Genomic DNA, 15,739 nt, shown 5'->3' with positions numbered 1-15,739 from the left:
ATTGCACTCAAACCGACAACTGTGAAGACAAGGGTACCAATGCCACCAGTTTGTGGAATGGTAATCTTTTTGTTTTTCACTTGTTGGAAGTTAGCAGTCGTTACTTCTTCACCTTCACCCCAAGAACCTCGGCTAACTTGGAATGGAATCGTATCACTTGGTAATGCATATCCTTCTGGAGCCTTTGTTTCGACAAGTTCGTATTGACCTGCTTTAAGACCTTTAACTTCAAATTTACCATCTTTAGATGAAATGAATGTAAAGGCTTGATTTTTTTCTGCTACCCACTCCCACTGCATATTCAGTGCTTCATAGGCTGCATCGCGAAGAGCTTTTTTAGCTTCGGCTTGGCCATCATTTGCTTTCACAGATGCAAGATAATCTTGTTCTGCTTGTTTGTACTTAGCCAATGCTGCCGCTTGGGTATCTGCTGATTTCAAAGCCAAATATTGATTTTGTCCATTCGTTACCACAAACTCTGCACCGAGAAGTTTTTCACCACCAAAGTTGTCTTGATTATCCGTCTTGATGAAACGTTTTCCGTGAGTGATAACTTTCGGTTTTTCTGGTGTGAGCGGTGGTGGGTTGTCTGATGGGTTGTTGGTTACGGTAACAATGTGAGCTTTGTCTCCACCTTCACTAGTATACGATGGAATAGTTCCAGAAGTCGTATCTTCCACTACAATATACTCAACACCTGCTTTAAGATTGTCGCTAAATTCTTTAGTAGTTTCGTTAGGTTCTAACGTAAATTCGCCAGCAAGTACACCTGTAGCCTTTTCATATACCTTGAATTTTACCAATTTTTTATCTTGTTCTTTTGTCCAATTCTTATTAACTTGGATTTTTACTTTACCACCTTCTTCTTTCGGTGTAACTGGTTTTGGTTCACTGTAAAGATCTGTACGTGGGCGGTTACCATAGTGGAAGGTCACTTGGTTAGGGATTTCTGTATCAACCTTAGCTGAGTCGTTTAGGACAGCATTATAGGTCAAAGTGATGTTAACATCCTGAGTCTTAGCAGCCTCTTCTATAGCCCTCAGACCTGTTTCATTTACTTTCACCATAAATCCACGTTTATCCTCAGTCACTGTATAGTGAGTATCTTTCTCTAGACTCTCAACTTCTTTATAAGCAATGACTAATGAATTTAGTTTATAATCCAAACCTTCAACCATCAAGTCTTCCCAGACAATTGTCTTATAAGAAGAACCTTTTGGAATTTTAGTAGTGATTTTGTAGGTTACTTCTTCACCAATTGTGACATCTTTAGGTCCCATGGTATTGTCTGAAAACTGCTTGGTCACAGTCGGCTTATCCTCTGTGTTCTTTGGATAAACGTGGAGAGGGTTATTTGTGCTATCAAAATATCCTGTTCCATCTGGACGAGTAACTGGTAAAACGAGACGGAAAGGAACTGCCTTAGCCTCTGTCAATTCACTACCTGCACCGTCACCTTGTTTGTTGTAGTACGGTGAGTTTTCTTTGTCTTCTACAAAGATGTAGGTACCGTTTGGAAGTGTGAACTCAGCACCTGTAGAACCTGAACCTGTATTCACCCCGTTAGTACCGTAAGTATCAGCCATTTTTTGATAGTGTTCATCAGCACCATCACCGGTAATTCCTAGTTCAGCACCTGTTTTTGTTACATTACCTTGAGCTTGATCAACTTTCTTCCAAACCTTAAAGTTGACACCCTCAATTTCTTTCGCACTTGTACCGAAATAGTTTGTGAACGTACCTTGTTGAATTTGTGTTCCATCATACTTGTGAGTTTGTTGCTTAGCAGCATGGTCAAATGATTCTAAATCCTGTTTACTCATCAAGACCTTATGCACCACAACCTTCGTTTGTTGCGTATCATCCGCATGTACTAAATGTCGAAGATTTCCCAATGGACCGAAAATCGTTAGAAGAACGGTCAAAAGGGAGAATACTTTTGTTAACTTTTTCACTATTTTCTCCTTTTCTTTTTTAATCTTTCAGTTTGCTTTTATTACTAGCACCAACTATCTGGGAGATAGTTGGTGGGTGGAAATCGAACGAACGCAGTTCGTGTCAAAATCTGCAGACTGTACTAAAGTACGTCAAAACCAGTTAACCAAGTAATAAAAGATAAAATGATATGTAGCCTATTTACGTATATGTTTCCAACGTTTTTCTTTTCCTAGCTCGACGGCAAGAGCCAGTAACATCATCACCCCCCCTAATGCAATATAAGGAATAATTCCTATACCACCCGTTTTCGGATATTCTCCTTTGCGGAGGTTTTTCACGATAATCAGGTGAGGATCCGTATTGTCTAGACTGACGAGGTCGCCTCCATCTTGGATAGTGATGGCTCCATCTGCGCCTATATCAATATGGATTTCTTTTTCAATCTTTTGATAGCCGTCTGGTGCTACCGTCTCTTTCAAAATGTACGATTTCCCTACTGGCAAATTGTCAAAGAGAACTTCATCTCCTGTTGTCGTTGTTGTCTTAACAACTGCTATCGCTTGTGCATTCCCACTTTCTTTCAATTCAAATGTCGCTTCTAGACGCTGAGCTGAATCACGATACGAGCGTTTTGCCAACTTGAACTGAGAGGTTGTTCGGGTATTTTTCATAGTAAAGACGACAAGACGATTCGTATCTGCTCGAGACAATGATACAGTCTCGTCAGGATTATGAAGAAGGATAGAACCATCGTGGTTAATCTGGAAGCGGTACTCCTTCTGATTGAGTAGATAGCCAGATGGAGCCTGTTCTTCTTTCAGAATATAGTATCCGTGTTCAAGATTAATCTGATAGATACCAGCACTTGTCACACCTTGAGCCAATGCCGTATCCCCTTTTGTCCAGTTAACATCTGTCTTGTAGATAGAGAAGCGAGCATTGTCTAGAAGAATTGTCTCGTTTGCACTATCTATCTTTTTGACTTGGAAGTTAAAAGTACGAATGTTTTTAGCAACCATGACAAGCGTATCCCCCTGCCCTGTCTCAACGGATACAAGAGCCTGATCTGCATCAAGGAGCGTCAAGCGTCCGTCCTCCCCAATCTGAAGGCGCGTATCTCTGATTTTTGTGTAGCCTGACGGAGCTTGTGTCTCTCTAAGGACGTATTCTCCAGGTGGGATATTTGGAAAATTAATCGTATTATTATCTACATGAGAATAGCTACTACCCACAAGGGCTGTCATACGACCGTCTTTGAGCACTTGCACCATATTGCTACCATCTGCGTTTGGACCTTCAGATGGATAGAGAGCAAATCGAGCACCAGATACTCCGTTAGTTGGATTATCATAGTCGCGCTTCTTAATCTTCAAGAGATAGGTCTTCACCTTGTTTTTCACCGTGATTTGAATGACTTTGTCATCCGAAAGTGGCGCGACAGCAATAAGGTCGTTGCCATTCTCTACAGTTGTTGTGCCATCCGCAGTAATGATCAGTTTGTACTTGGTTCCATTTGTCTGGAAGCCTGCTGGGGACTGGGTTTCTTGTAAATAGTAGGTACCCGGTGTCAAGGCTGGAGTTTCTATCTCTCCAGTAGCGCCTGTCACCAAGTCACTTCCAACCTGCGTGCGTCCATCCCCACCAAAGAGTTTGAAGGTTGCATTTGCAAGTCTGCGAGTCTCATCCCTGCTATCAACCTTGATAATCTTCAGTTTCGGTTTGAAGATGTTGGTCAATTTGAGGTTGAGCCTGTTATCTTTGGTATTGATTTCGGCATTGGTCGGTGCGCCGTCTGCTAACCGAACTTGACCATCTGCTCCAACGATAATATCAAACGGTTGAAGCAATTCGTAACCAGCTGGTGCAGCTAACTCACTAATCGTATACGTTCCCTGAGGAAGTTTAAAGACAGCGTTGCCAACGTCATTGGATTGGGTCCACCATGTCAAGGCTTTGTTTGCGGTATCAATCGTTGCTCGATAATGTTGGATATGCCAATTATCATCGCTAAATAGCGGAGCTGGGCCATTATTTTTTGCCTTGATCTGTAACTGAACCTGAGCCAAATTGCTTGTCGGATCTAGATTGCTAACCTTTTCGATACTGAAATCTGTAAATGGTCTGTTCTTGACGACAAGTTCTATCTCGTTATTGGCATTCACAGCTTGACTTTCCAACAAGTCTTGTGGTCCTTCCACAATCCTAATTCGTCCATCTAGACTGATGGTCAATTTGATTTTCTGGATCGGATTGTAGCCTGTTGGGGCTGTGACCTCTTTGAGGACGTAAGTGCCCGGTTGCAGATCACGGAAGGTGAGGCTGTTTCCTGGCAGCGTGGTATTGCCTTGGCTCAGTGGCGGCCTCGTCTCGTTCTCATTGTAGAGCTCGAATCGTGCATCAAGACCTGTCGCCGCATTATTGACGTCACGTTTGAGTATCTTGAGATGATAGGTCAGAGGTTCATTTTTTACGATGAACTTCAGCACATTTTCAGTAGTGGTGTCAATCCTAACCTTATCATTTGTTCCAACGAGGTTGAAGCGGCTCACTGTCTTCATCTGACTTCCGCTGTGTGGTCGCTGTAGTGTCTGCAAGTCTAGTAAGACTGGACCAGCTAAAGCACGATAACCAGTTGGCGGTGCGACTTCGACAAGGGCATAGCGTCCCAGTACCTTGGCTTGTAAAGCCTGACTTGCTTGACCATTTGTCAATGTAAAGGTTTGGACAAGATTTTGATCTGTCAGAGCGCCTGTCACCGTTTGTGACGTTGCATCATCTGGAACTTTATAGAGCTTAAATGTCACTGCTTGTTGGATAGTACGGTTATTCATATCCTGCTTCTCGATTTGAATCTCAGGATGCTGGATATTGCCAATTGGATATCGACCAGTTGATAATGCGTTAACGGTTTCTGTAGCTTGAGCTGAGACGGTCAATTCACGAACCCCATACCATTTCTGCTCTACTCGGTCTTCATTTCTCACACGAATGTAGCGAGCCACTATGTCCGTGTTCAAATCGACCAATCCACTGACTGTATAAGTAGACAGTGGGAAATAGGTGCGTCCATCTATTGAGTACTCAAGTGTGAAGCGGTTGAATCTATCTAGCGGATTGTGCTGAGTGCCTTGGTAGTAGCGAATGTGACGAACACGTTTGACGCCTTGTAGGTCAACCCCTAGATAGGCTCCAGCAGGAATATTATTTCCTTGACCATTGAAATTCTGGTAGGTCACAGAAGTTGTATCACTTCCATCAATCGCATTTCCATCTTGTCCTGACTGGATATTGGATAAGTCAGGGGACTTGATGAGGGTTGCACCTGTGACACGTTCGCTCGGAGCTGCGTTCGCTACTTTATAGAGAGAAACTCCTGAGCGACTCACGGATACCTTATAGGTAATCGGCTCGACCATATAGCCTGCTGGTGGTGTTGTTTCGACTAGGGTATAAGAACCGTAGGTCAGGTTAGTAAACACGAAGTCTTCTGTCGCAGCATGTGTCTGAACGGCTGGTACTGCGGTTGTATCATTGTCCTTGGTCAATGTAAAGGTCATCTGTCCTGTGATAAGACTCGGCAAGTCTTCCAATCCCTTGATGCGTTTGGAAATGCTCAGGGTTTTCTTACTGTCGTTTTTCACCGTCAGTTGAAGCGTATTGCCACTTGATGCACCAACTTGTAGAAGCTCCGTATCTCCTGACAGGATTCGTAATTGACCTGCCTGCGTGATTTCAAGTCGAACTGGATCTACTTGAATATAACCTGATGGCGGTGTCTCTTCTTTGAGGACATAAGTGCCAGGGAGCAACTGACTAAAGGTATAGGAATGATCGCTTGGGTTGGTCTGACCTTCCGTAATCTTACTTATCCCATCTGCATTATACAGTCCAAATGTCGCTATCAATCCTTGTTGAGCATTCTGGGCATCCCGTTTCAAAATCTTGAGGTTATAGGTTTCTCTCTCATTTTTCACGGTGATTGGGATAATCTTATCCGCACCCTGATCTTGACTAGCTCCAACCTCAATCTTACCATCAGCATTAGTAATCTGAGCCGAACCATTGTCAGCAATGACAATTCGGTATTTCAGACTATTGGCCTGATAATCTGCCGGAGGCTGACTTTCTTGCAAATAGTAGGTACCTGGTTCCAAGCCCGGAAGGGTGACTTCACCATTGGTGCCTGTCGTCACTTCCTGACCTATCTGCGTATTTTCATCCGGTCCAAATAGCTTGAAGCGAGCACCTGCTAGCTTACGGTTGGCATCACGGCTGTCGACTTTGGTAATCTTTATCTTAGGCTTGAAGATGTTGGTGAGTTTGATATGAACACGATTGTCTTTTTCTCCCACCTCAACTTGTGCATTGTTTGTCGGAACTACCACCTGTCCATCTTCCGTCATGATAATGTCGAACGGTGCCATTCGTTCATAGCCTGCTGGTGCTTCCAATTCCGTTACCGTATAGGTACCTGCTGGCAGACTAAAGACCGCATTTCCTTTTGCACTTGTCCACCAACGAAGAGCACGATTAGCCGTATCAATCTCAGCCCGATAGTGTTCCCTATGCCATGCATCATCACTAAAGATAGGTGAAAGTACTCCATCTTTGGCTTTGATTTCCAATTTGACATTCATCAAAGTAGTGGTTGGAGCAAGTTTGCTGACTTTTTCGATACTAAATGCCGTATAAGGTTTATTTTTTACAGTTAGCTCAATGGTATTCTGGCTATTGGCAGGAGCAATGCTCACTAATTCTGTACTACCCGAATCAATGCTTGCCTCTCCCCTCTCACCAATCGTTACCCGAATATCATTGTGTAAATAGTAACCTCTTGGGGATTCAGTTTCCCGCAAACGATAGGTTCCTGGTGCGAGGTCCCTAAACAGATAGCTATTACCTTCTCGGTCTGTCCGTCCCTCAGTGACCTTCCGATCTTGGCTATCATACAGTTCAAAGCGAGCTACCAGACCAGTAGTACCGTCAAGGGCACGTTTTAGAAGTTTGAGTTGATACCGGTCAGGATAGTTTTTCACCTTCAATTTGATGGTATTATCGTTAACTGTATTGGTCGTATCAATGACGAGGTCTGACTCTGTATCGTAGACCTTTCTAAATCGTGTCACGGCTTTATTCCTATTTCCGTCATGAGACTGACCAGTTTCAAACAAGTCCAAGAGTATTGGATTGCTTAAACGTCTGTAACCCGTCGGTGCCTGCGTTTCAACCAAGGCATACCGTCCAAGTTCCTTGGCAGACAGTACACTTGCAGTCGTTGAACCACTCTGCCATGTGAACTCTTGAACCAATCCACTGTCTTGAATCCGTTCTGAAACATTCTGATAGGTTGTGTCGTTAGCAACTTTATAGAGCTTGAAACGAGCAGTCAGGTTTGCACCTGTCATGACTTCATCCTGTGGATTGACTTTGACAATGGCGATAGATGGATTTTGAATGTTGCCGACCAAGATTTTCCCATTTGGTCCAGCTTGGTTATATAGAATGGTTTGGGCATCAGCTTGAACTTGAAACTCTTGCACTGCCATCCATTTATTAACAACAAGCTCTGCATTTCGAATACGAACGTAGCGTGCATTGATGGACACATCCAAATCAATCAGTCGATCAGTGAAATGGTTGCTTGTGCCATTTTGAATGACAGTATAGGTCACACCGTCTTCCGAATATTCCAAAATAGCCTTGGCCATGCGATCGGCATGATTTCCTGCCCGTCCTTGCAAGACACGAATATGGGTCACACGCTGGGTACTGCCTAAATCAACGCCCAAATAACTTTCGGCTTGGATGTTGCTCTGACCATTGACATTGGTATCAAAGATGAGTTCGCTCGTATCACTTCCATCAATCATATTGGCATCCGTAGTGTTGTTAATATAGCGGTTAAAATGCTCAGATTTTATGACGGATACCTGATTAATCTGTTTATAGTATTTAATCGAGCCATCGTTGCTCACTTCCACCTTATAGGTAGATTTTTCCTTTACATAGCCTTGCGGCGGAGTTACTTCTTCTAAGGTATAAGTACCTGGAGCAAGATTTTCAATGACGAAGTCGCTATTGCCGCTCTGTGTTTTTTCCACAGCAGTAAAGCTACTATCATTGTCTTTGGTCAAGCGGAAGGTGACATTGCCTGAGATAGCACCTTGAACATCCTCAATCCCCTTGATACGTTTGGTGAAGCGTAAGGTAGCTTTCTTATAGTTTTTCACTCGAATTTCCAGTGTAATTGGCTGGTTACCGCCTTTATTACTGATGAGCAAATTCGGGTTTGTTGTATCGAAAGTTCCATCGTTGTTGACAGTAAATGGAATCGGTTCTGGCAGAATATTGTAACCATTTGGTGCCGCAAATTCCTTGATATAGTAGGTTCCAGCAACGAAATTCTGGTTTTGGTTATGGAAGGTATAGGTTCCTCCACTTGTAAAATTGGCTACTTGCCCACCAATAACTGAGCCATCTGCGTCAGTAATACCGATACGTGACTGGCTTGTGATTGGCTGATTGGTTACAGCATCGACCTTCACCACTCTAAATTGAAACTTCTTATTATCTGGTCGTCTATTGATGATAGTAGAACTATTTTCGGTAAATTCAATCTGACCGTCTGCTGTCACTCGGAATTTGGCAACGGCACTTGTCGGTTTTTCATAGCCTTCAGGTGCCACGGTCTCCCAAACTTCATACTGGCTATTTGGTTGTAGGTTGTTCAACCTAAACTTACCAGCTGTATTGGTTGCGATACCTCGCCTTATGACGTCATAGCCACCCTGTTTCATCTTTCTTAGTTCAAAGATGGCATCCGCAAGTGGTTGTCGCTCGGTATTCACCTTAGTAAATTCCTGATTGATGTCTTCGTTGACGACATTCATGCGGAAGGTACCATTGCTTTCAAATACATGTCCAGACTGGATATGATTGGTATCTGTCACCTTGCGAACTTTTAAAACCCCTGCGTCTTCATATACTTCAATCTCGATTGGGGTAATCTTTTTATAACCTGCTGGAGCTGTCACTTCTTCTAAGATATAGTTTCCTTTAGCGAGGTTTGTAAAGAGGAAGGTAGCTGAAGAAGTATTTTCTCCCAAGGTCACACTGTAGCGGCTATTTTCCTTACTACGTAGGCGGAAAACAGCTCCTTTCAGGCGTCGGGTTTCTCCTTGGGTATATTTATCAATTTGTAAAGAAATGTATTTGGTGTTGACAATATCAGTCGGAGTATTGATGTTGTATGGCTGACCATCAATTGTTATATTGTCAGCGTTCCTTATGACGATTTCTTTCTCCGTCGGATCCAAGGCATAGCCTGTCGGTGCAAGTACTTCTCGTAACTTATAGGTTCCAGCATAAACATCGCGAATGTTTAGAAGCCCCTGATTATCTGAGGTAATCCGCCGAACAACCTTCCCATCACGACTAAGTGTAAATACTGCACCTTGTAATGGTCTTCTCTGCCCATTTTCAATGCCTACCTTGCGTAATTTTAGAGAATACCAGTCCACTGGATAGGCACCACCATAGGCCAATGTATCTGCTTCCCGACGGTAATATTCTAGAGTAGAACCACCATTTAACCATGTATATCGATTAGCAGTCACTGCATTAAAGAAATAGTTCTCTGTAGGGGAAATCATCTTACGTGTACGTACTTTTGCAAGAATTGCTTTTCGTCCAACATTAGTTCCCTCATAATAAAACTCTATCTTGTACTTGCTTCTAAACTGGCGATTGTTAGCACCTACAAAGTTAGATGGTGCCCAATCCTGACTACTTCCTGTCAAATGAACTTTTACATTGGTTCCTGTAAGTCTATATTCTTGGGTTTGACCTCTTAATAGCCCTTGAGTTGGGGTCAATTTTTGCATGGTGTCGTAACGATAACCACCTGCTGCCGTTCCGTCAACTAAGTAAACCTCAATATCTTGAATAAAACTATTTGGATTATTCCCGTGGTATAATTGGTTGGTTTCAGATAGGTGTTCAAAAAACTTACGACTATTTCCGTAGAGACTACTATTTCCCCAGATATCGCCACCAGCAGCATTGTAAACAACATCCCAAACCATCTCATCTGCATCAGTGTAGGACATCCATTTATTGACCGATCCAGATAACCTCATAATTTCGCTGTCACTATAATTCGCAGTCGTTTGGTTGGTAACCGTTTTTCTACATTCCATGCCACTGCCGTGATAAAAGGTTTCAAATTGTAAGGTTTTTCGTACTTCTTTCGTACCTAGCGGGTTGCTTGGATCAAAGAAGTATTCGATACGTGGGTTTACACCATCATAGTAGGTTTGATTGCCTGAAACCCGATTACCGTTGATGTGGGTAATACCTCGAATTTCGTCACCGATAAAGAAACTACCTGTGTAATCATTTACAGAATAGGCTTCTGCAGTTAATATAAATCGAAGTTTGTCCTGCTCGACATGGTAGACATTTGCGACGTGTTTCCCATTGGCTTGAATTTGTTTCCATACCGTATTAGGATTGGCCACATGTTTTAAAATCAGTTCACGAGGAATTTTGATTTCGAAATAATCTCCCTCTTCTGCATAGGCAGGAATCCTGAATTGCATCTGCAAAGGAGAGCCAAATCCCTGCCAACCGTCACTCAAACGGAAGTATTTGATGTCCGTATTGTTTACAGAAGTGATACCATAGTGGGAACAAGTACCAGGATTGGTTGGCGCAGGTCGACTAGTATCCTTTTTATTCTTATAGGTATAAATTAGCTCCTCGGTGTCCTGCTCTGCAGCTACTAGGCTATAACCTGATGGTTCCACTTCATTGACATCATAAAAGATTTTTTTACCTGTTTTGAAAGGGTTGCTACTTGTGCTATAGGTTAAGACATTTTGTTCAACAATCTGTGCCTGACCTCTTCTCAAGGTAAGAGTTCTGTTATTAAAACGACCGCCATTTACAGTGAAATTCACATCAACTGCAGGAGCATTGTCTAGCCAAACCTTTTTGATGGTCAAGTCTTTTTTCAGGGCAGCCAATTCTGCTCCTACAAAGGTATGGTTCACTTTTTGGTTGGTGACGGTTGTCTCCGTTTCAACTACTGCTATCCCACCCGGTGGAACATTGCTAGCAGTCACTCTTCCACCCTGAACGGTAACAACCTCGTCTCTCACTTCCCGATAACCAGTATCTGTCGGTTCGTAGATTTTTACAGTGACTCTATCGATTCGTTGCGAATTGTCTACTGCTACGCTGAAATCAAAATTACTTCTTTCCTTGCTATTGTTGATATTGGATTGTACCCATTTTATCTTATCCTCAGCAGTGTAATCCCCAGCTACATTGGCACCGTTGGAAAGGTAAACGGTATCTGCCTGTAATTTGCCCATGGGACCTCCCCAGTCTTGAGAAGGAAGACTTAGGGAACCTGACGTCGGTATTCGTTTTTCTTCATTGGCCTGAATGGTGGTGGTCACTCCGCCTTGGGTAAATTGACTTTGTCTATTGGGTTGTACTTTCGCCTCTGAGTGATAAAGCAGGGTGTAATAATCCCGTGGTGCTGTGATAGGTGTTTCAATGGTATAGGTATAGGTTCCATTTTCAATCGGTAATTCAGAATAGGTAGATTTTAAGGCATCATCTGCAATTTGCATGTGTTGACGTTGTAAACCTTGCCCATCTTTTGTTAAACCGGTAATTCTAGGCTCACCTAACCCTGAATCCTTGGTTGTTGAAAAATGATTGACCAATTTTTTTACAAAACTTGGATCTGCTCCTGTAACCGTCGTCGTATATTCCCAGACAATCGCCGTAGCCTCTCCCTTGCTATTGGTTTTAATCTCTTTCTTCCGTAGCTGACCATTTTGACTAAAATTCGTAGAAATTCCTGGAATAACCAATCGAATCGGATCAAAAATATACTTGGTGATTTCCTCTTCTTTCGTGACAGTAGTGGTTGTTCCATTTGGATTATTGATGATGGTAGTTGTTCTGTCAGTGGTCGCTTCTGTAACAGCTCTCCGTGTCCGAGCAGAGCGCAACATACTGCCAATCTGCCCTTCTAGCTCATTCTTTTTAGCATTGGTAACATGAATTACTTTTTCTTCATCACTTTCTTGCAACTGAATAACTGATAATTGTTTCTCTACTTCATAACCTTGAGCTGTTGACAATTGACTGATTTGATACTCACCTAGGGGTAAATCTCGCCATTCCAAGATTCCTTGTTCATTGGTACGACCTTTACGGCTCATCTCCGGATTTTCTATAGACGTAATAGTAAACTCTGCACCTGCAATTGGCTTGCTAGGTTGCAAGACACCTTCTTCATGTTCTCGTAATACCAAGCGTAGATTAGCTGTTTGAATGGCTAAAGCTGGTTCTTCTTGTATCACCTCTTCGCCTTCAGGTACTGGATTAGACTGCGTGTTGTCAGAAATCGATTCAGAAGTTTCTGAAATTGGCTGCTCGGTCTCAGCAACCGATTTTTCCGAAACTGGTTGTGAGGTATCTAAGGCTACAGAATCAGTTACCATCTCTGTGCTATTCCTATTGACCAGTTCTTCAAATGTTTTCCAGTCTTCTGTTAAGATGGTCTTATAATCTGATGACAGAACGGCCATAAATTGACCAGTTTGTAGCGGATTCTTTATCTTCAAGCGTAGCAGAATTTCCTCGTATCTCCGCTCAGGCTTCTCTTCATCTACCTTCCACTCTATATGGCGTTCAGGCTCTGGCTTGATTTTGAGGGAGTAATATCCTAAACCATATACAGGCAAGGGTTCTGCTAATGGATCTGATGTTGCAGTTGTTGGGGCAACTTCCTGCTCAGGAAATTCCTTGGGCACATCTTCTTCACGATAGTCTTCATCCTTGACAAAACCAGATGGAAGTTTTTCCTTTAGCATTCCTTGCTCATCCAACTGACTGTCCAGCTCTAATTCATTCTGGACTACCAAGCTAAGCCCCTTGCTGATGTCAACTCCCTCTTCAATCTGGACAATCACATCTAGCCTATCGAGCTGCTTTTGACTGCTATCTAGCTTAATGGTCAACTTTTGACCATCCTCCTTCAGATGTTCTATATACTTAGTCCGAATGGTTTGTGGCGTTGTAGCACTAACTGATTCCGAAAAAATTGTTATCGGTAACCGAATAATATCCAGACATAGAACAAGTAATAAGAAAGAACTAAGAAAGTATCTTACCTTTTTCATAACTTTTCTCCATTTCATATACTTATATTCATCATTATTCTTTATCACGTTGTCATTATGTTGTCATTTCACCTAATTTGGCATTTTAGTTGATTATACTAAATTTTTCAAAAAAATAAAAGCAGTTTACGGAAAAAAACAAACAAATTTCACTGTTATATATATATATATATATGGAAACACGCTTTTTTTCATACTCAACAAAAATCAAAAATAGCATATTGAGGTCAATTTCTATGTGTAAAATTTCAATATCTAAGCTCAGATTGGAAATCATAGATTTTAACTAGCCATTCTCTTTTCGACAACTTCAAAATTGAAATTCTCTATATACAATTTGATTAGTAGGTAGCTAATTTTGATTTTAAATGAGTATCAGCTATTTTCAGAGAATCCTGAAAAAGTTTTTGAAATTTTCTTGGACGAGACCGTACAAATATATCACAGTTTCATATATGTTTATTATGTTTATTTATACTCGTTTCATGATTGGTAACTATTGCCTTTATAGACTTTTATAGTCAATAAAAAATCTCGGCCTTATAAACCGAGATTTTCATATTTTGTACGATAGCCAATCTGTAATATTTTTCCATCTTGAATCAAGAGAGGACGTTTAATCAACATCCCATCATTAGCTAATAAGTCTAATGCTTGATCCACCGTTAAACTGTCAAATTTATCCTTCAGACCAAGTTCGCGGTAGCTATTGCCTGAAGTATTGAAATATTTTTTCAAGTCTAAACCTGTTGCTTCCATCCAGGATTTGAGCTGGTCAGCACTTGGAGGGGTTGCCTTGATGTCAATAGCTTCAAATTCCAAGCCCAAACTTTTCAGCTCTGCTTTTGCTGCCCGACAGGTCGAACACTTGGGATATTCATAAAATAAGATCATTTCTTCACCTCAAATCTCGGATTTTCGTGTTGCAAGAGCCAGATTTTCTTATCCAGTCCTCCTGCATATCCTGTCAACTGCCCTTTTTGATTGAGAACTCGGTGACAAGGAACAATAATAGAATAAGGATTACGCCCAACTGCTCCACCGACTGCCTGCCCTGAACAGACTCCCAGTTGCTGAGCCAGTTGTCCATAGCTAGTCGTCTGAGCATGAGGGATTTCTTTCAATAAAGCCCAGACTTTTTCCTGAAATTCCGTCCCAATAGCTTCAAGAGGCAGGCTAGTAAAATCCACATCTTGACCTGAAAAATAAGCATCCAACAAGAGACTGGTCTGGTCTAAAATGGGATGGGGGGCTAAAATAGCTTTCTCATTCAAGCCTCGTTCAAAAAACTTCTGGTCCTCAAACCAGGCTCCGCGCATGCCCCTATCACTAGCAACAAGGGACATAGGCCCAAGTGGACTGTGATAGATTTGTTTATACAGCATGATTAGTTTTTATTCTGAATGACACGCACTTTGACAATGGCCTCAGTCGTTTCAAGTTTAGCAACCAAGAGGTCAATCTTCGCCTTATCTGCTTCATCCAAGTCTAACAAGGTATAGGCATAATCACCTTTTGACTTATTGATAATGTTGTCAATGTTGATGCCCAATTCAGACACAGCTGTGGTAATTTTTGCCACCATGTTTGGAATGTTTTTGTTGATAAGGGTAATCCGATAGGGAGCATCCAAGAACTGTTTGACATTTGGGAAATTGACTGAGTTGATGATTTCACCCGTTTCCATAAAGCGACGAATGGTCTGCCCAGCCGCAATAGCACAGTTGAGCTCCGCTTCTTCTGTTGACCCACCAACGTGTGGGAAGACGATAATATTGTCCTTGTTGAGCACTTCTTCTGTCCCAAAGTCAGTGATGTAGTTCTTGATAACTCCTGCTTCGATAGCTTCAAACAGGTCAGCGTTATTGACCAACTCACCACGGGCGAAGTTAATCAAAGTCGTTCCTTTCTTCATTTGACCAAAGCTATCCGCATTGAATAAATCGCGGGTCTTGTCTGTCAAAGGAACATGAACAGTAATGTAATCCGCGTTGCTAAAGATTTCTTTCAAATCATCCACACGTTTGACATGACTGGAAATAGTCCATGCTGTTTCAACTGACACATATGGATCGTAACCGAGAACATTCATACCCAGACGACGGGCATCGTTGGCAATACGCGCACCGATAGCACCAAGTCCGATAACACCAAGTGTCTTACCTGAAATTTCTGTCCCAGCAAACTGCTTCTTACCTGCTTCAACCTGCTTAGGTACATCATCTCCTGACAATGTATTTGCCCAAGCTGTCGCTCCGATATAGTCACGGGCAGACAAAAGGATAGAGGCAATAACCGCTTCTTTTACGGCATTGGCATTGGCACCTGGAGTGTTAAAGACCACAATACCTTTCTCTGTTGCCTCTTCGATTGGAATATTATTAGTCCCCGCACCAGCACGTGCAATAGCTTTTAGATTTTCAGGAAAATCAAAGCCATGCAAATTTTCAGATCGAATAATAAAGGCATCTGGATTGGCCGCATAGTCACCATCAATCTGGAAACGATTACCCAATTCCTTCAAACCAACTTGATTAATATTGTTAAAAGTACGTACGCTAAATACCATTTATTTTTACCTAAAAAGGCGGAATAGC

The 15,739-nt window shown here is 42.1% G+C and carries 5 protein-coding genes; all 5 read right to left on the bottom strand.

Annotated elements, in window-relative coordinates; all coding sequences use genetic code 11:
* On the bottom strand, nt 1-1,955 hold a 1,955-nt coding region (locus P7J58_RS09100; protein WP_408556357.1), incomplete at its 3' end, for a SpaH/EbpB family LPXTG-anchored major pilin.
* Between the two features lie 177 nt (nt 1,956-2,132).
* Complete coding sequence (locus tag P7J58_RS09095; RefSeq protein ID WP_408572579.1) at nt 2,133-13,142, bottom strand: SpaA isopeptide-forming pilin-related protein; 11,010 nt, start codon at nt 13,140-13,142, stop codon at nt 2,133-2,135.
* Between the two features lie 540 nt (nt 13,143-13,682).
* Nucleotides 13,683-14,036: an arsenate reductase family protein gene (locus P7J58_RS09090; RefSeq protein WP_208562310.1), complete on the bottom strand. Its 354-nt coding sequence runs from the start codon at nt 14,034-14,036 to the stop codon at nt 13,683-13,685.
* A complete protein-coding gene (locus tag P7J58_RS09085) occupies nt 14,033-14,527 on the bottom strand; it encodes a methylated-DNA--[protein]-cysteine S-methyltransferase (protein ID WP_408556191.1) in 495 nt (164 codons plus the stop codon). Before P7J58_RS09085 ends, P7J58_RS09090 begins: the two co-directional genes overlap by 4 nt.
* A gap of 2 nt (nt 14,528-14,529) precedes the next feature.
* Entirely contained in the window at nt 14,530-15,711 is a 1,182-nt protein-coding gene (locus tag P7J58_RS09080; RefSeq protein WP_408556190.1) for a 3-phosphoglycerate dehydrogenase family protein, read from the bottom strand.
* Nucleotides 15,712-15,739 lie beyond the last annotated feature (28 nt).

It is taken from the genome of Streptococcus suis, assembly GCF_046032535.1.
GTDB lineage: Bacteria > Bacillota > Bacilli > Lactobacillales > Streptococcaceae > Streptococcus > Streptococcus suis_AK.
This window is presented reverse-complemented; position numbering and strand designations above follow the sequence as displayed.

Coding starts and splice junctions, on each gene's coding strand:
- P7J58_RS09095 (WP_408572579.1), bottom strand. CDS start 13,142: ATGAAAAAGGTAAGATACTTTCTTAGTTCTTTCTTATTACTTGTTCTA.
- P7J58_RS09080 (WP_408556190.1), bottom strand. CDS start 15,711: ATGGTATTTAGCGTACGTACTTTTAACAATATTAATCAAGTTGGTTTG.
- P7J58_RS09085 (WP_408556191.1), bottom strand. CDS start 14,527: ATGCTGTATAAACAAATCTATCACAGTCCACTTGGGCCTATGTCCCTT.
- P7J58_RS09090 (WP_208562310.1), bottom strand. CDS start 14,036: ATGATCTTATTTTATGAATATCCCAAGTGTTCGACCTGTCGGGCAGCA.